Origin of the sequence: Bartonella sp. DGB2 (genome assembly GCF_046843095.1) — a bacterium.
Lineage (GTDB): Bacteria > Pseudomonadota > Alphaproteobacteria > Rhizobiales > Rhizobiaceae > Bartonella.
This window is the reverse complement of the sequence record NZ_CP177329.1, coordinates 56,958-79,837: the sequence shown is the minus strand read 5'-3', so window position 1 is coordinate 79,837 and position 22,880 is coordinate 56,958. Positions and strand designations below refer to the sequence as shown.

At 41.1% G+C, this 22,880-nt stretch carries 15 protein-coding genes; 9 read left to right on the top strand and 6 right to left on the bottom strand.

Annotated elements, in window-relative coordinates:
• Window positions 1-5: 5 nt before the first annotated feature.
• The 3 genes from prpC to rho all read right to left on the bottom strand — a co-directional run bounded on the left by prpC (window position 6) and on the right by rho (window position 4,151).
• Entirely contained in the window at window positions 6-1,166 is a 1,161-nt protein-coding gene (prpC, locus tag ACK28X_RS09805; RefSeq protein WP_412059117.1) for a 2-methylcitrate synthase, read from the bottom strand.
• A 10-nt stretch (window positions 1,167-1,176) separates the two neighbouring features.
• Entirely contained in the window at window positions 1,177-2,691 is a 1,515-nt protein-coding gene (locus ACK28X_RS09800) for an MmgE/PrpD family protein (protein ID WP_412058778.1), read from the bottom strand.
• Between the two features lie 194 nt (window positions 2,692-2,885).
• On the bottom strand, window positions 2,886-4,151 hold the full coding sequence (rho, locus tag ACK28X_RS09795; RefSeq protein ID WP_412058777.1) for a transcription termination factor Rho: 1,266 nt from the start codon (window positions 4,149-4,151) through the stop codon (window positions 2,886-2,888).
• 570 nt (window positions 4,152-4,721) lie between these two features.
• On the opposite strand from rho, the gene ACK28X_RS09790 reads away from it, so the two are divergent.
• The 7 genes from ACK28X_RS09790 to polA all read left to right on the top strand — a co-directional run bounded on the left by ACK28X_RS09790 (window position 4,722) and on the right by polA (window position 12,136).
• Window positions 4,722-5,540 carry a pyruvate, water dikinase regulatory protein gene (locus ACK28X_RS09790; protein ID WP_412058776.1) on the top strand — a complete coding sequence of 273 codons (819 nt, stop codon included), beginning with the start codon at window positions 4,722-4,724 and terminating at the stop codon, window positions 5,538-5,540.
• Entirely contained in the window at window positions 5,533-6,147 is a 615-nt protein-coding gene (locus tag ACK28X_RS09785) for a Maf family nucleotide pyrophosphatase (protein ID WP_412058775.1), read from the top strand. Before ACK28X_RS09790 ends, ACK28X_RS09785 begins: the two co-directional genes overlap by 8 nt.
• A complete protein-coding gene (locus tag ACK28X_RS09780; protein WP_412059116.1) occupies window positions 6,140-7,003 on the top strand; it encodes a shikimate dehydrogenase in 864 nt (287 codons plus the stop codon). Before ACK28X_RS09785 ends, ACK28X_RS09780 begins: the two co-directional genes overlap by 8 nt.
• Window positions 7,004-7,015: 12 nt before the next feature.
• A complete protein-coding gene (gene coaE / locus ACK28X_RS09775) occupies window positions 7,016-7,597 on the top strand; it encodes a dephospho-CoA kinase (RefSeq protein ID WP_412058774.1) in 582 nt (193 codons plus the stop codon).
• 6 nt (window positions 7,598-7,603) lie between these two features.
• Window positions 7,604-8,302 carry a DNA polymerase III subunit epsilon gene (gene dnaQ, locus ACK28X_RS09770; RefSeq protein WP_412058773.1) on the top strand — a complete coding sequence of 233 codons (699 nt, stop codon included), beginning with the start codon at window positions 7,604-7,606 and terminating at the stop codon, window positions 8,300-8,302.
• Between the two features lie 22 nt (window positions 8,303-8,324).
• The gene (locus ACK28X_RS09765) at window positions 8,325-9,110 is read left to right on the top strand and encodes an acetoin reductase (RefSeq protein ID WP_412058772.1); all 786 of its coding nucleotides are present in this window, start codon (window positions 8,325-8,327) and stop codon (window positions 9,108-9,110) included.
• 113 nt (window positions 9,111-9,223) lie between these two features.
• On the top strand, window positions 9,224-12,136 hold the full coding sequence (polA, locus tag ACK28X_RS09760) for a DNA polymerase I (protein WP_412059115.1): 2,913 nt from the start codon (window positions 9,224-9,226) through the stop codon (window positions 12,134-12,136).
• Between the two features lie 50 nt (window positions 12,137-12,186).
• Here the strand turns inward: polA and ACK28X_RS09755 are convergent, their stop codons facing one another.
• The 3 genes from ACK28X_RS09755 to ACK28X_RS09745 form a co-directional block, all read right to left on the bottom strand.
• On the bottom strand, window positions 12,187-12,960 hold the full coding sequence (locus tag ACK28X_RS09755; RefSeq protein ID WP_412058771.1) for a Bax inhibitor-1/YccA family protein: 774 nt from the start codon (window positions 12,958-12,960) through the stop codon (window positions 12,187-12,189).
• A gap of 228 nt (window positions 12,961-13,188) precedes the next feature.
• A complete protein-coding gene (gene dapE / locus ACK28X_RS09750) occupies window positions 13,189-14,361 on the bottom strand; it encodes a succinyl-diaminopimelate desuccinylase (protein WP_412058770.1) in 1,173 nt (390 codons plus the stop codon).
• A 93-nt stretch (window positions 14,362-14,454) separates the two neighbouring features.
• Complete coding sequence (locus ACK28X_RS09745) at window positions 14,455-15,987, bottom strand: YifB family Mg chelatase-like AAA ATPase (protein WP_412058769.1); 1,533 nt, start codon at window positions 15,985-15,987, stop codon at window positions 14,455-14,457.
• A gap of 353 nt (window positions 15,988-16,340) precedes the next feature.
• Between ACK28X_RS09745 and ACK28X_RS09740 the strand changes: the two genes are divergently transcribed.
• Entirely contained in the window at window positions 16,341-18,161 is a 1,821-nt protein-coding gene (locus tag ACK28X_RS09740; protein ID WP_412058768.1) for an autotransporter assembly complex protein TamA, read from the top strand.
• A gap of 98 nt (window positions 18,162-18,259) precedes the next feature.
• Entirely contained in the window at window positions 18,260-22,876 is a 4,617-nt protein-coding gene (locus tag ACK28X_RS09735; RefSeq protein ID WP_412058767.1) for a translocation/assembly module TamB domain-containing protein, read from the top strand.
• Window positions 22,877-22,880: the final 4 nt, after the last annotated feature.

The window sequence follows — 22,880 nt, the reverse complement described above, 5'->3', positions numbered from 1 at the left end:
TCCTCCTAGGATTTTTTACTAATGGATGAAGAACGATCACATAAAGGAATAAATGTTTTTGTATCTGGTCCAATATAATGAGCAGAAGGGCGAATAATTTTATTATCCAAACGCTGTTCAATAATATGAGCAGCCCATCCTGTAACCCGAGCAACAACAAAAAGCGGAGTAAACATAGCCGTAGGAACCCCTAAAAGATGATAAGAAACCGCGCTAAACCAATCAAGATTAGCAAACATTTTCTTTTCCTCTGCCATCGTTTCTTCTATCACTTTGGCAATGGTAAAAATTTTATCATTATTCAATTCATTGGCCAACTGTTCTGCAATAGAACGAATCACTTTATTACGAGGATCTGCGATCGTATAGACAGGATGACCAAAGCCAATGATAACCTCTTTAGCCTGGATACGGCGGCGTATGTCTTCTATCGCCTCTTCTTTGGTTTCATAGCGTTTTTGAATATCAAGGGCTACTTCATTTGCCCCACCATGTTTTGGCCCACGTAAAGCTCCAATAGCCCCAACAATGGCGGAATAAAAATCAGAATTTGTTCCCGCTATGGAACGCGCTGTAAAGGTAGAAGCGTTAAACTCATGCTCAGCATAAAGAATGAGTGAACTATGCATAGCTTTAATATGGCTCTCTGTCGCGGGCTTACCATGCAATAAAGATAAAAAGTGACCACCAATAGTATCTTCATCATTTTCTACTATAATACGACGACCATTATGAGAAAAATGATACCAATAAAGTAACATAGAACTCAGTGATGCCAAAAGCCTATCGGCAATATCACGGGCACCTGCAGGACTGTGTTCTCCTATTTCTGGCAATACACAACCCAAGACAGAAACTCCAGTTCGCAAGACATCCATTGGATGAGCAGCAGCAGGCAAAAGCTCTAGACTTTGGCGAACTAAAGCAGGAAGACTACGCAAAGCTTTTAATTTCTCTTGGTAGGCCTTTAATTCTACCTTGGTGGGCAAGGCACCATGAATCAGTAAATATGCAACTTCTTCAAATTGGCATTCTTGTGCTAAATCGAGAATATCATAACCACGATAATAAAGGTCATTTCCTTGCTTACCTACACTACATAAAGCTGTATTTCCAGCAACTACCCCTGACAGGGTAACGGACTTTTTTGTTTTTGGCTGTTCCATCATAATCCCCTTAATTTTTATAATCAAAAATACCGTGTTTATAATCTTTTGCTAATAAATCACCTTCAGCTTGGAAATTAAGTAAATTCAATTCTCCTGCTTTAAGTGTATGAAAGACTTCGACCTTTTCTAAAAAAGCGTCTTGATCTTCCCTTTTCACTATACCATCAGAAAGGGTACGAAATTTTTGAATATAAGCAGGACGATCAAAAGGCCGTGCTCCCAATGGATGTGCATCAGCCACAGCTGCACTTTCTTCAATAATACTACCATCATTTAAAGTAACAACCACATGACCACCAAAGGCTTTTTCATTTGGATCGAGACTATGATAGCGGCGCGTCCATTCTGAATCTTCAGTTGTTATAATCTTGTTCCATAAAGCAATAGTACTAGGACGCGTAGCTCTTTCCCTTGTATAAGAGTCAACATGGTGCCAGCCGCCATCTTCAAGCGCTACAGCAAATATATACATTAGAGAATGATCAAGTGTTTCACGGCTGGCTTGTGGATCCATTTTTTGTGGATCGTTTGCACCTGTACCAATCACATAATGGGTATGGTGACTGGTATGAATAACAATGGATTTAATAGCGCTTAAATTGTTTATTTTATTCTTTAAACGCCGAGCAAGATCAATTAAAGCTTGGCTCTGATATTCAGCAGAATACTCTTTTGTATAAGTATCTAAAATTGCGCGTTTTGGTTCACCCTTTTCAGGTAATGGAACACTATAGCGCGCGTCGACGCCACCTAAAAGCCATGCTATAAAACCATCTTCTCCTTCCCAAGCAGGAGAAGGTGCTCCTTCACCACGCATAGTACGATCAACCGCCTCTATAGCCATTTTACCTGCAAAAGCCGGAGCATAAGCCTTCCAACTAGAAATTTCTCCTTTACGAGATTGGCGGGTGGTGGTGGTTACATGAAGTGCTTGTTGTATTGCTTGATAAGTAGTTTCAGATTCAAGTCCCAAAAGCGTACCAAGACCCGCTGCAATAGAAGGTCCTAAATGGGCAATATGATCAATTTTATGTTCATGTAAGCAAATGGCTTTTACAAGATCTACTTGAATTTCATAAGCCGTAGCAATAGCGCGCGCTAACGCCATGCCATCAAGCCCACAATGTTGACCTACCGCTAAAAGAGCAGGGATATTATCGCCTGGATGAGAATAATCTGCGGCTAAGAATGTATCATGAAAATCTAATTCTCGTACTGCTACTCCATTAGCCCACGCCGCCCATTCTGGAGAGACATGTGGATTATGTTTTAAACCAAACAAGGTTGCCCCTCGCTGATAAGGGTGAGCTAAAGCTTGAGCGCGAGCATTAATAATCGGTCGACGACGCAATGAAGCAGCAGCTACAGCCGCATTATCAATAATCCTATTGCCTATCATGGTAATAACATCATCTTCAACAGCAACAGGATCACTTGCAACTTCAGCTATTTTCCAAGCCAACTGTTCTTGACGAGGCAGATTTTCTGCGGATTTATAAGTACGAAGCGCGTGACTTTTCATATTTCCTCCTAAAATATATTTATAGGCTTACTTAATGGTTTCTTTACAATATACACTATAAAAAAGCGGCGTAAATGCCTAAAAATTAGGCATAATCATTTTTAAAAAAATAAAAAAAATAATAAGATTATACTCCCCTTGTCTATTTAATAGAGGGAGTATTTTATTTTCTAAAAATAAAATCCACAATAGATTTAAGTATTCATAGAATCAAAGAAATCTTCATTTGCTTTTGTTTGTTTTAATTTATCGATCAAAAACTCAATAGCATCCGTGGAGCCCATAGGAGCTAAAATTCGCCTTAGAACAAAGATCTTTTGTAAATCTTGGCGACCTATCAAGAGATCTTCTTTTCGTGTTCCAGATTTTAAAATATCCATAGATGGAAAAATCCGCTTATCAGAAACTTTTCTATCAAGAACGATTTCACAATTTCCTGTACCTTTGAACTCTTCAAAAATCACTTCATCCATACGACTACCTGTTTCTACAAGTGCTGTAGCAATGATAGTGAGAGATCCTCCCTCTTCAATATTACGCGCTGCTCCAAACAAACGTTTAGGTCTTTGTAAAGCGTTTGCATCAACCCCTCCTGTCAAAACTTTACCAGAAGATGGAACAACCGTGTTATAGGCACGTCCAAGCCGTGTAATAGAATCAAGCAAAATCACTACATCTCGCCCATGTTCTACTAAACGTTTTGCTTTTTCGATGACCATTTCTGCTACTTGGACATGACGCGTTGCCGGTTCGTCAAAAGTAGAAGAAACAACCTCACCCTGCACAGAACGCCGCATATCAGTAACTTCTTCTGGACGTTCGTCAATCAATAAAACAATCAAAAAACATTCTGGGTGATTAGCAGTAATTGAATGCGCAATATTTTGTAATAATACTGTTTTACCAGTACGCGGTGGCGCAACAATCAAAGCCCTTTGTCCTTTTCCTAAAGGTGAAATAAGATCAATCACCCGCGCAGACATATCTTTACCTGCAACTTCACGATTTTCCATCATCAACCGCTCATTAGGAAAAAGTGGTGTAAGATTATCAAAATGAATTTTATGGCGAATTTTTTCGGGATCTTCAAAATTAATTGTATTAACTTTTAGAAGAGCAAAATACCGTTCCCCCTCTTTAGGACCACGAATTGGTCCTTCAACTGTATCACCTGTTTTGAGAGAAAACCGGCGAATTTGAACGGGCGAAAGATAAATATCATCAGGGCCTGGAAGATAATTTGCATCAGCAGAGCGCAAAAAACCAAAGCCGTCTTGTAAAACTTCAACCACACCTTCACCGATTATTTCGATGTCATCCATTGCTAATTTTTTCAAAATCGCAAACATTAATTCTTGTTTGCGCATAATGGAGGCATTTTCAACCTCAAGGTTTTCAGCAAAAGATACTAATTCAACCGGATTCTTACTCTTGAGTTCTTGGAGTTTCATTTTGTGCATATAGGGGCTCATTATAGGGGGAATTTGTAAAGGCGTTCATTTTTAATGACGCATAGAAATGGATCAAAGAAAGGATCCAATAGGTAGGAGCTTTTCTATACACAAAACCTCTTACCTTTACAAGAGATTTCCTAAGCATTCAAAAAACGCTCAAAAGCGATATTATCCTAGATTTGTTAGATAATGTGTTATTTTTGAGATTTTTCCCAAGTTTTTTTAATAAATATTTATAAATTGAATCTTCTTTTATTATTAGTATGGGTTTTATGGGAATTATTTTTTATCCTAGTTTTATCCACAAATTTTGTTTTTAATTTTTTAATTTGTATCTATTTTGTGAATTTTGTTGATAATTTTTAAAAAAAATAATAAAAACAATTAGTTATAAAAAATATTTTTTTAATATTTTGTGGATAACTTTTTAAAAATTTATAACTTTTCACAAAAATAAAATACGAAAGAAAATTATCCACAGACTTGCTTCTTGTGGAAAAAATGCGCATGCTTTTCCACAGATAGAAGGAACAAGACAATGGCTTAGCCCTTATCCAATTTTATCAACAGGAGGCTGTGGATAGTGTGAAAAAGTCTTTTCATTTACATATGGTTTCTGATGCCACAGGTGAGACGCTACTTTCAGCAGGAAGAGCGGTAGGTGCGCAATATGCTGATCACCAAATGGTGGAACATATTCATCCAATGATACGTAATACTAAGCAATTGGAGCGCGTATTAATTGAAATTGCTAGTGCTCCAGGCATTGTTCTCTATACGATGATTGATGAAAAATTAGGGTTTGTTTTAACGTCTGCATGTAAAAATTTAAATTTACCTTGTGTCGCCGTTTTACAACCGCTTTTAGAAGCTTTTTCTACTTATCTAGGAGCTCCAAGTCAGCATCGTGCTAGCGCTCAACATGCACTAACTGCTGATTATTTTCAGCGTATTGAGGCTATTGATTTTACCATTGATCATGATGATGGCCAAATGCCCGAAGATCTACCGCTTGCAGATGTAATTTTGGTTGGAATTTCACGTACTTCAAAAACTCCTACTAGCATTTATTTAGCACATCGTGGTTTAAAAGCGGCCAATGTACCTTTGGTTAAGGGAATTCCTTTACCAGAGGCTTTATTCAAAGCTAAACAAAATAAAATTATTGGTTTAGTGGCATCAAGTGAAAGAATCTCTACTGTTCGAAAAAGTCGCAATGTAGGGCAAGGATTTGGCGTTGAGGTTTATACTGATCGCGTAGCGATTCAAGAGGAATTAACTTATGCACGGCATCTTTTTGAACGTTATCAATGGCCAATTTTAGATGTGAGCCGGCGTTCTATTGAAGAAACGGCAGCAGCAATTTTATCTCTTTTGGAAAATGATAATGAATAAAAAAATAAAGCCGCTTATTCTAGCTTCTACAAGTCCTTATAGAGCCGATATATTAAGGGCTGCTGGTTTAGAAATTGAAACTTATGCAGCAAAAATTGATGAACGTTGTATAGAATCTGATCTTATGGCCGCTGGAAAAATTGATAGTCCTAAAATGTTAAGTCATATTTTAGCTGTGGAAAAAGCATATGATGTAGCAAAACATTTTCCTGAAAGATTGGTTTTAGGAGCGGATCAGGTTTTGGATTTTTATGGTGAGATTTTACATAAGCCAAAAACCTATGATGAGGTGCGAGAGAGATTGGCACTTTTTTCTGATAAGGAACATTATTTACATAGCGCCGTTGTTTTGGTCAAAGGAAATAAAATGATTTGGTCAGGTGTTGAAACAGCATGTTTAAAAATGCGTGCGCTTTCAACTGCCTTTATTGAAACTTATATAGAGAGAGAAAAAGAAAAGCTTTTGAGTTCTGTCGGTGCCTATCGGATTGAGGGAATGGGAATTCAATTATTTGAAAAAATTGAGGGAAACTTTTTTACTATTATAGGCATGCCCCTTTTAGGGATTTTAAGCCAATTGCGTGATTTGGGGGTTATTGATGCTTAAAAAAACTGCTTTTGTTTGTGGTTATCCGATAGGACAGACACTTTCCCCCTTTATTCATCGCCATTGGTTAAAACTATATCAGAAAAAAGGCGATTATGAGCCTATTCAAGTAAGTATTAATGATTTTGAATCCTTTTTTACAAAAACAGCTCTAAAAAAATTTATAGGTGGAAATATAACCATCCCACATAAAGAACGTGCTTATGCGCTAGCTGACCTATGTGAAGAAGCAGTACGTAAAATTGGTGCTGCTAATATGGTTTGGTATGAAAAAGGAAAAATTTGTGTAGGTAACAGTGATGTTTATGGTTTTAATGCTAATTTAGACAGCTACTTTAATGATTGGGCAGGGGGTGTTGCTTTGGTGTTTGGTGCAGGCGGCGCAGCGCGGGCGGTGATTTATGCACTTAAAGATCGGGGTTGTGAAAAAATTTACGTAGTAAATCGTACATTACAACGGGCTGAAGATTTGAGTGATTATTTTGGTACGTCTGTGCTGGCTTATAGTTGGGATAAAATATCGACCATTATGCCTGTGGTGGATCTTATCGTGAATACAACTTCTAAAGATATGGGAAAAAAAGTAGTTTCAACATCTGAAGCGCTTTGCGGATGGCCCGATTTTACTAAAGCAAAAGATGACGCGCTTGTGGTTGATATTGTTTATAAACCACTAATTACACCTTTTTTGCATTTAGCACAGCAAAGGGGACTACGGATTATTGATGGACTTGGTATGCTATTGCATCAAGCTGTACCAGGGTTTGAAAAATGGTTTGGTTTGCGTCCACATGTTGATGAATCATTACGAGAGGCGGTTTTACAAGAATTAGCGCGTAAAAATATATTTCCCTAAGGGGGTAATATTATGAAAAAGATTGGATTAACTGGCTCTATTGGTATGGGAAAAACTACCGTTAGTGCTATATTTAAAAAGTATGGCATTCCTGTTTATAGTGCCGATGAGGCAGTACATGCGCTATATAAAAACCCTTCTGTTGTAGCTTTAATTGAAAAAGCTTTCCCCTATAGTACAAAAGAAGGTATGGTTGATCGGCAAGTTTTGACCCGTTACTTTGTAGATAACCCAAATAATATTGATCGTCTTAATAAAATTATTCACCCTTTAGTACGAAATTGTGAGGATGAATTTTTAGAATTAGCGCGGATGCGCGGCGAAAAAATGGTTGTATTGGATGTCCCCTTACTTTTTGAAACGAAAAGTCATGAGCGAATGGATGTTGTTATTGTTGTTTCAGCACCCTTTGCTGTACAAAAGGAAAGGGTTTTGGCACGCCCCTTTATGAATGAAGATAAATTTAAAATAATTTTGTCTCAACAAATGGATGATGAAGAAAAACGCAAGCGTGCTGATTTTGTTGTCGATACGGCAGGGGATTTAGGTTATACTGAAAAGCAGGTAAAAGAATGGCTGCGCGATAATTTATAGGGCATCATGCGTGAAATCATTTTTGATACAGAAACTACAGGTCTCGATAAAAACCAGGATAGGGTTGTGGAGATCGGCTGTGTGGAAATGGTGGATAGGTATGTTACGGGGCGCAATTTTCATGTTTATATTAATCCCCAGGGGGTAATTATCCCGCCTGAAGTGGTAGCTATCCACGGATTAACTAATGAGCGTTTAGCAAATGAACCTAAATTTGAGCAAATCGTTGATGATTTTTTAACATTCATCGGAGAGTCGCCAATGATTGCTCATAATGCGAACTTTGATTTGGGATTTTTAAATGCTGAATTAGCACGTTTGGAAAAACCACCAATTTTGGTGGATCGTATTATAGATACTTTAGCTATGGCGCGGCGCAAATACCCAATGGGGCCAAATACGCTAGATGCACTTTGTAAACGTTTTGGTATTGATAATAGCCATCGTCAATTGCATGGGGCACTTTTGGATGCGGAAATTTTAGCTGATGTATATATTGAGTTAATCGGCGGCAAACAAGCATCATTAAATTTTGTGTCTGCTTCACAAAAGAATGTTAATTTAAACCGCATACAGCCTTTAGCTCAGGCGCTTGTTCGCCCTAATCCACTTCCTGCACGATTGAGTGCTGAAGACTATGCTGCTCATGAAGCGCTTATCGCTAAAATAGGAGATAAAGCTTTATGGAAGCAGTTTTTGGAATAAATAACTAAAAGAGGAGGATAATATGACCCAAGATCTAGCTGGAAAAGTTGCCCTGGTGACAGGTGCTGGTCAAGGAATTGGCCGTGGAATTGCTTTATATCTTGCCCAAGCGGGAGCAGATATAGCCCTTATTGATCTTAATGAAGATAAATTAAAAATAGTTGCGGAAGAAATTAAGCAATATGGGGTAAAAACAATGATTTCGCTTACGAATGTAACCGAACGATCTGCGGTGCATGCGACTGTCGATAACGTTGTTTCTGCGCTTGGCGGCTTTGATATTATGATTAACAATGCTGGTATTGCTCAAGTTCAGCCCTTAAGTGATGTGAGTGAAGAGGAGTTTGAACGCATCACCAATATCAATATCGGTGGTGTTTTGTGGGGAATCCAAGCGGCAGCGAAGAGTTTTATGAGCCGTGGTGTCAAAGGAAAAGTGATCAATGCCTGTTCAATCGCTGGGCATGAAGGTTTTCCGATGTTGGGGGTTTATTCGGCAACAAAATTTGCTGTGCGTGCTTTGACACAGGTGGCAGCCAAAGAATATGCTAAACAAAAGATCACCGTTAATTCTTATTGTCCAGGTGTGGTAGGAACCGATATGTGGGTGGAAATTGACCGCCGTTTTTCAGAGGTAACCGGAGCTAAGTTAGGTGAAACCTATAAACAATTTGTTGATGGTATTGCTTTAGGCCGCGCGCAAACCCCTGATGATGTAGCAAAATTGGTGCGGTTTTTGGCAAGCGATGAATCCGATTATATTACTGGCCAATCGATTATCTCTGATGGTGGTCTGATTTACCGGTAAAGTTAAGCGTGCGTCCTTAAGAAGGGGCGCGCTACCTTGCTTATAAAGCCCTTTCGTATTGATATATCGAAAGGGCTTTATATTTAGGGCGGCTATAAATGGTGGAAAGAAAGATGATAAAAAACGGGCATATTTTTTTGCTGGATGGGTCGGGCTATATTTTTCGTGCTTATCATGCTTTGCCACCTCTTACCCGCAAAAGTGATGGGTTACCAGTCGGTGCTGTTGCGGGTTTTTGTAATATGTTATGGAAGCTTTTATGTGATGCACGCGATACCTCTCTTGGTGTGGTGCCAAGCCATTTTGCTGTAATATTTGACCATTCTTCTGATACATTTCGTAAAAAACTCTATCCATCTTATAAGGCTAATCGTTCTGCGCCGCCTGAAGATTTGATTGTACAATTTTCACTTATTCGTGAAGCAACGCGGGCTTTTTGTTTGCCAGCGATTGAAAAACCAGGTTTTGAAGCCGATGATCTGATTGCTACCTATGCGCGGATCGCAAGTGAAAAAGGTTTAAAAACCACGATTATTTCCTCTGATAAAGATCTGATGCAGCTCGTTAGTGATGATGTATCTATGTATGATGCAATGAAAGATCGTGAGATTTTTATTAAGGATGTGGTAGAAAAATGGGGGGTGCTCCCTGAAAAAATGGCAGATCTTCAGGCTTTGACTGGGGATTCTAGTGATAATATTCCTGGTGCACCTGGGATTGGCCCTAAAACGGCTGCGCAATTATTGGAGCAATTTGGCGATTTAGAAACATTGTTAGCCAATGCAAGTAAAATTAAACAACAAAAAAGACGCGAAGCCATAGAAAACAATCACGATCTTATTCGGCTGTCAAAAAAATTAGTACTCTTGGATGAGTACGTTCCAATGGACTATAGTTTAGATGATTTGGTGTTGCAGGAACAAGATATTCCACGTTTGATTGGTTTTTTAAAAACTATGGAATTTACTACCTTAACTCGGCGAATTGCCTTAGCCGGAGGTTGTGATGCGGCTCTAATTGAACCAATAAAAATTGATACACTTACTTCCTCTACAGAATTGTCTTTACCTCTTGAAGACGGGGGGGGGGATACACCGCAAAAATATGCCGATTTTGTATGGAAAAGGGAGCTTTCTGAACCGATTAATAGCGCTGCCTATGAAACAATTTTTGAGCCTGCTATTTTAGAATCTTGGCTTAGTGAAGCTTGTAAACAAGGCTATTTGGCTTTTGATACGGAAACGCTTTCGCTTGATCCTTTCCAAGCGGGGCTAGTGGGTTTTTCTATATGTTTAGCACCTGGGCGCGCCGCTTATGTGCCGCTTGATCATCAGATGGGGGGACAGGGTTTATTGGATGGTGGCCGTCAGCCTGAACAAATGGGGCTGGATATTGCGTTGTCTCTATTAAAGCCTGTGCTAGAAAATCCGTCGATTTTAAAAATTGGCCAAAATATAAAATATGATTGGCGAGTGATGCGACAACAAGGCATTACATTGCAATGCTTTGATGACACAATGTTACTCTCTTATGTTTTGGATGCTAGTGCGCCAAGCCATGCTATGGACGCTCTGGCCGCTCGTTGGCTTAATTATAAACCAACGGGCTATAAGGACGTGGTAGGAAGCGGAAAAAATATGATTTCCTTTGCTCAAGTACCTATTGAACGTGCTTCATTTTATGCTTGTGAGGATGCGGATGTGACCTTGCGACTTTGGCGGGTTTTAAAGCCCCAAGTAGTGGCGCGGGGGTTAATTACAGTTTATGAGCGTTTAGATCGTCCTTTAATAGATGTGGTGGGGCGGATGGAAGAGAGAGGCATTTTGGTAGACCGCCAGATTTTAGCTAAAATCTCTGGTGAATTGGTACAAGGAGCGGAAACACTAGCTACAGAAATTTATAAGATAAGCGGTGAGACATTCAATCTCGCTTCTCCTAAGCAATTAGGGGAGGTTTTGTTTGAAAAAATGGGACTTTTAGGTGGTGGCAAAACGAAGGGAGGTCAATGGGCTACTTCCGTGCAGGTTTTGGAAGACCTTGCCGTGGCGGCATTGGATGAAAAGGCTGACGCGCAAACTAAGTGTGGGGGACAGTTGGCACGCAAAGTAATTGATTGGCGTCAATTAACTAAATTACGATCAACTTATACGGATGCTTTACCTAGCTATATAGCGCCTAGTACAGGGCGCGTTCATAGCCATTATTCTTTGGCGGCTACTAATACGGGACGTTTGTCTTCATCTGAGCCTAATTTGCAAAATATCCCTATTCGGACAAAGGAAGGACGAAGAATTCGATCTGCTTTTATTGCACCCGCGGAACATTTCTTACTTTCAGCCGATTATAGTCAGATTGAATTGCGGCTTTTGGCGCATATTGCCGATATTAAGGCTTTAAAGGAGGCTTTTGCTCAAGGGCTTGATATTCACGCTATGACAGCATCCGAAATTTTTCAAGTACCGCTAAAGGATATGACGAGTGAGATCCGTCGCCGTGCTAAAGCAATTAATTTTGGGATTATTTATGGAATTTCTGCTTTTGGTCTTGCTCAACAATTATCTATCGGTCGTGAAGAAGCTAGCCATTATATGAAAGCCTATTTTGAGAGGTTTCCTGGGATTCGTGATTATATGGAAGAGACAAAACGTTTGGTGCGGGAACAGGGTTATGTAAAAACTTTATTTGATCGACGAATTTATTATCCTGATATTACTGCAAAAAATCCTCAAATACGTGCATTTAATGAAAGAGCCGCGATTAATGCACCTATTCAAGGATCGGCTGCAGATATCATTCGGCGTGCTATGATTCATATTGAGCCAGAACTGAAAGAAGAATCTTTAACCGCTAAAATGCTTCTGCAAGTGCATGATGAATTGATTTTTGAAGTGTTGGAATTAGAAAGTAAAAAAACTATCGAGGTTTTGAAACGCGTGATGGAAAATGCTGCCTTTCCAGCTGTGAATCTTTCTGTGCCATTAGTGGTAGAGGCTAAAGCTGGGAAAAATTGGCAAGAAGCCCATTGAGGTTATAAATATTCACAAAAAAAACCCCGCTTAAAAGCGGGGAAGGTAAATTAATTACGATTTTGCCCCATAAGTTGTAGGAGCATAATAAACATATTGATAAAGTCAAGGTAGAGCGCGAGGGCACCCATGATAATTTTTCGGCCGCGGTTTTCTACGCTATCTTCTTGATAATACATGATTTTGATTTTTTGGGTATCATAAGCTGTAAGACCTGCAAAAACTAAGACTCCGATAACAGAAATAGTAAATTGCAATGCGCTGGAAGCAAGAAAAAGATTAACTAGGCTTGCTAAGATGATACCAAAAAGCCCGATAAATAGAAATGAGCCAAATCCTGTTAGGTCGCGTTTTGTTGAATAGCCATAGAGTGAAAGCGCTCCAAAAGAAGCAGCTGTGATCAAAAAGGTTTGGGTTATGCTTCCTGATGTATAGCGTAATAAAATAGAAGATATAGATAGACCAACGAGACCAGCATAGACAAAAAATAGAGTGCGTGCGCTACTGGTGCTAAGGCTTTGGATTTTGAAGCTTAAGAATAATACAGCGACCAGCGGCGCAAACATAATGACATAAGCAAGGGGAGATGTATAAACCGCTGCCCCTAAGCGGGTGAGCATAACGCCATTGGCAAAGGTACCTACGGCCTCTGTACTATCAGTAGTGGTGGCGATTGCTGCCAATACATAAGCAGCGATTGCTGTGATCACCAAGCCAATCGCCATAGTGTTGTAAACGCCAAGCATGTAACTGCGTAGGCCTTGGTCAATCGAAGCATCTGCCCGCGTAGCGGCGGATGTTCGAAAATTTTTGTAATCAGCCATTTTTTTATCCTCAAAATTGGTGTCGCGGAAACGGCCTTGATGCCGCTTGTTTTTATATTTGTACCCTGTTGGAATTTTTTATAGGAAATTCCAACCTATGGGGTTGGTGAATTATACGACATAATCCAATAGATTTCATCTTTATTATGGGGATTTTGTCGTAAAATTACAAGTGTAAGCTTTCCTAATGACTATCAGAAAGTGCATGAAACAGAGATTTTAAGATTTTTATGTTATTTTGAAAAAGGCTAAAAGAAAGGCTTCGTAAATTTTTGTGAGGGTTTCAAGATCATCAAGCGTGACATATTCATCAACCTGATGCATGGTTTGGCCTACAAGTCCAAATTCGACGACAGGACAATAATCTTTGATAAAACGTGCATCTGATGTGCCACCTGTGGTAGACAGCTGGGGTTTGTGTCCAGTGATTTTTTCAATTGCTCCTGTCAATGTGTCTAGAACCGGTGTGTTTTGTGTTAAAAACGCCCCACCAAGGCTTGGTTTCCAAGTGAGTCGATAAAAAGGGGAGGTAGTGGTGTGCGAAAAGGGAATGAGTCGCGCTTCTATTTCTTTTTTCATACTTTGCGCATCCCAGAGTGTGTTGTAGCGTATATTAAAGGCAATACTTACTTTGGCAGGGGTGATATTGGTAGTGGGGTTACCAGTATCAATGCTTGTGATTTCTAGATTGCTAGGCTGAAAATCATCAGTCCCCATATCAAGCGGGGTGCCTATAAGTGATTTAGCTATGTCTAAAGCTAATGGAATGGGATTGGCAGCACGTTCGGGATAGGCAACATGCCCCTGACAGCCGTGAATTTCTATCATACCAGAGAGAGTACCCCGGCGGCCAATTTTCACCATTTCGCCTAATTTTTTTGGGTTTGTTGGTTCACCTACTAAAGCAGCTTCCCAAGTTTCACCTTCTTTTGCAGCCCACTCTAACAGCTTGACGCTGCCATTGAGAGCGGGGCCTTCTTCATCACCGGTGATTAGAAGACTTATAGAGCCCTTTAGCGTTGTTTTTTGTTTATAGCGGGCTATTGCGGCGAGAAAACAGGCGATGGCGCCTTTCATATCGACAGCTCCGCGTCCATAAAGCCGTCCGTCTTCGATAGTTGCACCAAAGGGGGGATGACGCCATTCATTTTCTGCGCCAGGAGGAACGACATCTACATGCCCTGCAAACATAAGATGCGGGCTACCTGTCCCTAGCTTTCCATAGAAATTTTCTACGTCAGCTGTGTTATTTTCGCTAAAAATAGGGCGTTTTACTGAAAAGCCTAAATCTCTTGCGTAGGTGCTAAGCTTATCTAAAACCCCTGCTTCTTGTGGAGTGATGGAGGGGCAACGTAAAAAATTTTGTAAAAGAAAAACAGGGTCAGTGAGGAATGAAGACATGAAACACCAAGCATAATAAGAAAATATTTTTTATTTTAAACACTTTTTCTTTTTGAACAAGATTTTTAATTATAGCAGGAAAATAGTTTCTGTTTAGCGCTTTAAATTAAGGCTACGATATTTTTCTAAATTCAAGCGATAGGAAAATGCTTCAGCAAGATGGCGGGAGGTGATAACCGGATTTTGATCAAGATCAGCGATCGTACGAGAGACCTGTAAGATTGTATGATAGGTTTGTTTTGAAAGGTTTATTTTTTTACAGGCCTGTTCTAAAATGCCTTTTGTATTTTGATCGATCATGTCTTTAATATAAGTGGCGGGGCAGTCACTATTGGTGAGTATATAGTTAAGGCCCATAGAATGGAAACGTTGGTATTGGATTTCACGGGCTTTTATAACCATTTGCAATATTTCGTCGCTTGATGCTCCTAAGGATGTTTTTTGTAAATCTCTAGTATCAAGGGCGGGGACATGGATGCACATATCAATCTTATCAAGAAAGGCGTCAGAAAGGCGGGTTTGGCCGATTTGATAATGGGATCTGCAGTTACATGTAGGCTTACTCTCGTCAGCAAGGCTGCAATGGCAAGAGTTTATAGTCGATATGAGTTGGATACGGGCTGGATAACGAATGTGATGTTTGGCATGAGTAATGGTTATTTCTCCAGTTTCTAAAGGTTGGCGTAAGGAATTAAGCACTTTAGGAGAAAATTTTGATAAATCATCAAGAAACAGAACGCCATTATGGGCTAAGGAGACTTCACCTGGGCGCGCCATATTACCACCCCCTATCATAGCGGCCATGGATATTGAATGGTTTGGAGCCCTAAAGGGCCGTTGAGGAGAAATGCCAGTTTGACTTATGGCGCCAGCGAGAGAATAAATCAATGAGACATCAAGTAATTCGCGGGCGCTAAGTGGGGGTAGAATAGAAGGAAAGCGTTCCGCTAACATAAATTTTTTTGCTTTTGTGTGCTCAACCAACAGAAGATTATGGCGCCCTGCTGCGGCCACTTTTAAAGCACGTTTAACTGTATTTTGACCTTGAATTTCGTTAAAATCTCCTAAAAATTTTCCTTTTTGGTAAGTGCCGGCTATAGGGCGGCTTAAGATTTGTTTGCCGTTAAAATGATTGACAAGAGGCAAAAGCCCAGAGGGGGCTAAAATATCAAGGTTAGTCCCTAACCAAGCCGCTTCACTACCAGTGCTTGCTGGGCAGATAATACCGCGCTTTAGGTTAAGCGCTGTCAAGGCCGCGGGTAAAACCCCTTCTACTGGCTCGACATGGCCATTGAGAGATAATTTCCCGAGTATAAGATAATGATCACTGATTGCACTGGGCAATAGTGACATAGCAATCAGAAGGCCAATGGCGATGGGGAGATCATAATGAGAGCCTGCTTTTGGAAGGTCGATAGGGGAGAGAGTAACGGTAATTTTTTTTAAAGGCAGGGAGAGGCCACATGCGAAAAGGGCAGCTTGAATTCGCGTGCAGCTCTCCGCCGCTATTTTATCGGCCAAGCCTACTATAGAGATAGTATTTAAGCCATGGCTGGCCTTAATTTGTATATCAACAGGGATGGCTTCAATGCTTTGAAATGCTACTGTCACTACCCGTACTATCATCTTACCCCCTGTTTTTAGGAATGCATATTTTGTGGTTAGTCGCAAGGTTTTAAACAAAATTTATGATAAGCAATGCCCTTTCCAATCGGCAGTTTATTTCTATCTTAAAATAATACAAAGTTCGTCTGTGCTATGTAAGTACACAATAGAGATGTTGGGTGAGCTGATTAAAAGGAAAAACTTTTTTATGCACAAATGTGCGATGAGGGCTCCATATGAAACAAATAAGAATTTATCAAAAAAAAATTAGTATCTGTATATTTTGCCTTTTTTTGAGTGTGCTATTTAGCTTTATGCAAAGCGCCCATGCCTTTGATTTATTTGGTTTCCATTTGTGGGGGGATAAGGCACATATGGAAAATTCTACCAGCGAAGAAGATTCGAAATATTACACGATTTCTATTACAGCGCTTTCTGATTCTGCCCCCAAAAGTGTGGCTTGGACTAAAGCTGCTTCCCAGCTTTTTTTAGAATCTAATCAAGGGGGGCTAAGCACGATTGCTCTTTTGGCACGAGCTCGCGGAGACTATCAACGGATTTTGAACGCTTTTTATGCTCAAGGCTATTATGGCGGTGTGATTCACATTTTGATCAACGGCGTGGAGGCAAGCACACTGAATTTTGCAGAGGCTCTGCCTGTTCGCTCTACTATTGAAATTAAGGTTGATGCAGGCTCACCTTATTTATTTGGTCAAGCGCGTGTATCGCCATTGCCCCAAGTCGCAATAGGAAGAGAAAAGCCTCAAGCTTCTTTGAACACGATAGGATTTCAAACGGGGCATCCTGCACAGTCTACCACAGTTTTAAAGGCGGAAAAAATCGCAATAATGGCTTGGCAACAGCGTTCTTATGCCAAGGCAAAAATTGAGAAAAGCGAAATTATTGCTGATCATGCCTTAAAGCAGCTTGATGCAAAAATTTTTGTGGCACCAGGTCGTCAAGCTATTTATGGCCCTTTAGCGGTGCAGAATATTTCAATTTTACCGCGGATGAATTCTGCTTTTGTAACATGGATGACAGGGATTGTGGAAGGGCGGCCCTACAAGCCAGATGATATTGCTCGCGCTAATCAACGTTTGCAGAGGCTAGATGTTTTCCGTGTTGCTACGGTACGTGAAGGGGCGGTAATTGATCAGGAAGGATACCTACCGCTTTCACTCATCCTAGAAGAAAGAAAACCGCGTCGTATTGGTATGGGAGCGAAATACTCCACCCTTGATGGGGGTGGGATTGCTGGTTTTTTGTTACATAGAAACCTTTTTGGTAGAGCCGAAGCTTTGCGTTTTGATGCAGAAATGAGTGGTGTAGGTAGCCGTGGTTCACGCGATTATGATTGGAAAAATTTTAACTATTTACTATCAAGCAAATTTACGAAGCCGGGTATTTATACACCCGATACGAACCTGGTTGCTCAGGTGAAAGCTGAACATGAAGTGGTGGATCAATATAGAGCGACAAGCATCCATGGGCGGGTAGGGGTAAACCAACAATTCAATCCACAATTAGCAGCTCATATTACCACCGATCTTTCTTACATAAGCAATGAAGATAAGGTTTTTGGAAAGCGCGAGTTTCAACTTTTTGGGCTTGAAGGTGGTCTGCTTTATGATGGTCGTGACGATAAAAATGACGCAAAATCCGGCTTTTATAGTGAAGTGACTGCTACCCCTCTATATCAATGGGATAAGGGTAAAGCCTTAATGCGATTAAACGTAGAGGGACGCACGTATTTTTCTTTTGATGAAAAAAAGCGTTTTATATTGGCTTTACGGGCTAAGTCAGGAACCCTTTTAGGAGATAAGATTGAAGGACTTCCGATGAATATGCTATTTTTTGCAGGTGGCGGTGGATCAGTACGCGGCTATGCTTACCGTAATATTGGGGTAAACCTTGCTGATGGATCTGTGGTAGGGGGGCACTCTTTACTTGAAGGGTCAGCAGAAGTGCGGGCTATGGTTACTGATACGATTGGTGTGGTGGGGTTTGTTGATGGGGGGCTGGTGGGAGAAAAACCTTACCCTGATTTTTTACAATCCCCTAAATGGGGAGCAGGAGTGGGGGTAAGGTATCAAACTGGCTTTGGGCCGTTGCGAGCAGATATTGCTTTGCCGTTTAACCGTGACAAAGGCGATCCTCGTTTTGGCTTTTATATTGGAATTGGACAGGCCTTTTGATGAAACAGCAAGGCCAAATTTATGGGGAGCAATCAAGGCAAGAGTTTTTCTTGCGGTCATGGTTTATTTTATTGAGTCTATTGTTTTGTATAGGGTTAATGATGCCGTGGTTGGCCTATGCGCAGGCCGCTTCTCTGACTGATGATGATCGATCTTGGATGATTGGTTTGATTGAGAGACAAATTTCTGCTCCAAACCGGCAAATACGTTTACAGCATATTGAAGGCACACTTTCGGCAAAGGCTAAAATTGGTGAAATCACGGTGAGTGACCAGGAGGGAGTCTGGCTAAAAATTGAAAAGGTAAAGGTAGATTGGAATCGTGCTGCTTTGTTAAAAGGGCGGCTTGATATCAACCAACTAAGTGCTGATAAAATTGATTTTATTCGCTTACCATTGCCTAACCCTACAAAGCCTGAAGCGGAGCCATTTTCATTGCCTGCATTGCCGATTGCAGTATTGATCAAGCACATAAAAGCTGATCAGGTAAATTTGGGGGAATCTCTCTTTGGTCTTACGGCACGTTTACGCCTTGATGGCCATGTATTGTTTGATGGCGGAGGGATTGATAGTGCATTGGAAATGGAGCGTTTGGACGACGCTGGGTCATTTTCTATGGAAGCCCATTTTTCTAATGCACAACGTAGTGTGCGTTTGATGCTGAAAGGGGATGAACCAGATGATGGAATTTTAGCTAATATTTTAAAGCTGAAAGAGCACCCCGCTCTTCATCTAGAGCTCGTAGGAGCAGGTACTTATGATGATTTGCAGACAGATTTGCTTGTTAATACTAAGCAAGAAAGGGTTTTGGACGGACATTTAACTCTGCGAAAGAGGGAGAGCGGCCATAGCGTAGTGGGATATCTTTCTGGCCCTATTTTTATGTTGGTGCCTGAGGCTTATCATGAGTTTTTAGGAAGCCAGACGCGGCTGAATATTGATGCTTTATGGCAGAATGATGGTGGCGTTGAACTAAAAACCCTTAAAGTAGAAACTTCTCAAGTAAAGTTGCAAGCGCGCGCGCGTCTTTTGCCTGATGGTTTTTTGCGTATGTTGGTGCTGGATGCTGTATTGGAGGGGGAAGATTCTGATCAAAAACTTAGCAGTGTGACGGATGGACGTGTAACTTTACCGATTGCCGGTGGGCAGATGTCGGCTCGTTCTATACATATGCATATGAATTATGGCGAAGGCGATCGCCCTAACTGGGAAGGAAAGGTGTTAATTGATAATTTTTCTAATGGTGATTTTAAGGCGGAGCGAATTGATTTTGATTTGGGCGGTTTGATAAAGGATTTGGATGATACAGCGCGCCGCCATGTAGGGATCGATATTACCGGTACTATGCAAGCTGTGCAAAGTGTAGGGCAAAAAAGAGACGCTGTGATACCACAGGATTTAGAATTTGTTTTGCATGGGCGCGTGGGCGGGGCAGCGCCATTAACTTTTGATCACGTAGCGCTTTTGGGGCGCGGTTTTTCTTTGAATCTTCAGGGGACTGTTAAAGATTGGCGCTTTAACGGCGGTATGACTTTGGATGGCCAAAATTTACTCCCGCTTTCTATTATTACAGGTACGCCCCTGACAGGGAAAGCTAAAGGGGTGATTGAAGGGGCTTTTTCTCTGCTAAGTTCTGAGTTTAATGTGCATTTAAGCGGTAAAGCAGAGGATTTATACTGGGAGAGAGACGGTTTTCTTGCTCGTTTATTGGCGGGTAAGATTACGGTAGATGGAGGGCTTGCGCGCGATAAGGCTGGTATGCACGCGCAAAAACTCAGCTTAAAAAGTACAAATATTGGTATTTTTGCTAATGGGTCTGTTGCAAGTAAAGCAGCTAATTTTGATTTCTTCTTTAACGTACCAGTTTTATCGTATCTTGATAAGCGCATGGCTGGTAGCGCAAAGATGAAGGGTACGCTGCGTGGTCATGATGGTTTTTTGGTTTTATCCACTACGTTTGATAGCGAGGGGTTAGCCGTAATGCAAAAACCAATTAAAGCTTTAAAAGCACAACTGCAGGTGAATATTGATAATAGTAAAGCAACAGTTACCCATTGGGACGGCACTTTTTCAGGTGATGGGCATATGGCTGGAGCGCCTTTGCATTTTTTTAGCCAGATTAAACAGGGGGATATCGGGTGGGCCGTTGATAATTTATTTGTATCCTTGGCAGGAGCTAAGATAGAGGGCGCTATCCAGCAAGATAAGAAAGGGCTTTGGCATGGCGGGATACAGCTTAATGCCTCTGACATTAGCAATCTTGCTGCATTGAGTTTGGCAAGGGGAGAGGGCGACGCGGTAGTACGGTTGAATCTCAATCCATATGCAGACCAACAAAACCTTTCTGTGGAAGCTATGGTTAATAATTTTTCTTACGGGACTTTTTCTAGTAAAAATATAAAATTTAAGGCTAGTGCTACCGATCTTATGAAAGCGCCTGCCTTTTCTGGTTATGCTAAGGGCCAAAATTTGGATCTTAATGGTGTGTCTGTTGATGAGGCGGATTTTACAATGCTACCGATCCAAGAAGGTACGCGTTTTATGGCAAATGCGCATCGTGGCCGGTTGAATATGAACTTTGGTGGGGAAACCTTTTTTAAAAAAGATAAGAGCGGTTTTTTAAGCCAGTTTCATTTTAATACTTTGCAGATAAGCGATGGTAATCAGAAACTTTTTTTAGATGGAACTGCTAGTTTGACCGCAGGGCAAGGTGGTTTTTTTCTTTCTCCTTTAGTTTTAAAGGCGGGATCAGGGCGGTTGCATTTGAGCGGTAGCTATGGTGACGCGGACGATGATAGGTTGGTGATAAATGTTCAAGCCTTTCCTCTTTCTCTTGTGAATATGTGGGAGCCGAAATGGCATGCTAGGGGGCAAACAACGGGTGATGTCTTTATAGAAGGAGGGAAACTGCGATTTTCTCTCGCGGGGGCGGGGTGGCATTCTGATTTTGGAAAGTTTAAAGCTTTGCCGTCTTTGACAGTGGAGTTGCAGGGCGCCCAAAAGGACGATGTAATGGCTGTTGAGACCCGATTGACGGAAGAAAGCAAGCAAAGTGGTTATGTTCATTTTAAGGGTGGCGCCTCTTTAGCGCAAAAGGGCAACCTTTATGGCGTGTTGGATTTACATAATTTATCCCTAGGTTTTGTAAATGCTTTTGTAAATAATCAAGCGCTTATAGGAAGGGCGAATGGGACGGTAAATTTAAGTGGACAGTTTGATGATCTAGCGGTTGATTTTTCTTTGAAAGCTGACGATGTGAATATGCAGGCTTTACGCGCGGCGCGTGTGGGAGTGCTTTCTTTAGAAACAGAGGGTAATTACCGAGCAGGAATAGTGGAGTTCACACGTTTTGAAGCCAGATTTCCTCAAGATATGTATCTTAAAGGAACGGGGCGTGTGAATACGGCTGGGCAAGAGATCAATCTACAAGCAACTGGCCGTTTGCCCTTGGGGCTTGCTAATGCCTTTACTGAGGAACGTGGAACACAATTTGGCGGGTTACTTAATTTTCAAGCCAAGTTTTCTGGCAATTTTACAGCGCCTTTGCTTGAGGGGAATTTTCATATAAAGGACGGACGCTTGTTTGATCCGCAAAGTAATATACGATTAAAGGCGATAGGTCTTAATGGGACGTGGCTGGCTGATAAGATTGCTATTTCAGGGCGCGCGGATTCAGGTGCGGGTGGGAGGCTCTTTCTGTCTGGTGATATTGCCCCACGCTTTGCTGAAGGTTTGCCAGCTGATCTAAAAATTCGTTTTGATGGCTTAGGCTATGAGGATGGGCGTTATATACAGGCCTTCTTGAATGGGGATTTGCATGTGACGGGGCAGCTTTTACATGAGCCATTGGTAGCTGGGCATGTGAAGTTGGAAAATGCAAATATTATTCTAGGTGATTTTTTGGCTGCCGCACCCGTTTTGGATATTGATCATAAACATCTAACAAGGCCAATTGCTATGACCTTAGACCGCGCAAATATGAGCCCTGATCAGGTCAAAACTGGCCAAAATGCTCCTACATTTTCACCGCGGTTGGATATTAATATTCATGCGCCTCATCAGATTTTTGTTCGTGGTCGGGGCTTGGATGTTGAAATGGGCGGCAATATACACCTTGTCGGCTCTTTGGCTAATCTTAAACCAACTGGGGATTTTGAGCTTATCCGCGGGCGTTTTGATTTTTTTTCGCAGCGCTTAAACTTTACCGAAGGGCGGGTTTCTCTAACTGGTAATTTGAATCCGCGGCTTTATTTAACCGCACGCAATAATGATACTGATTTTATAATTGATATTACTATTTCTGGCGCCGTAGATAATCTTTCCATTAAGCTGGCGTCTGAACCTTCTTTGCCGCAAGATGAGATTTTGGCACGGCTTGTTTTTAAGCGGCCTCTTAGTCAATTATCCCCCCTGCAAGTGGGGCAATTGGTTTTAGCGGCTCGGCAATTGGCTGGAGGGGGAGGGGGGTCTGTTCTTGACCAATTGCGCGAAAAAATTGGTCTTGATGATTTGGATGTGATAACAGATGCACAAGGGTATAGCGGTGTGCGCGTTGGGCGCTATTTGCGGGAGAATATTTATTTGGGCGTGGAAGCTGGTACAGGCGGAACGGAAGGTACAGTTAACCTTGATATCAATAAAAATTTAAAGGCTAAAGGCGTTTTGGGTAGCGATGGTAACTCAAGCCTTGGCCTCTTTTATGAGAAAGATTATTAGAATT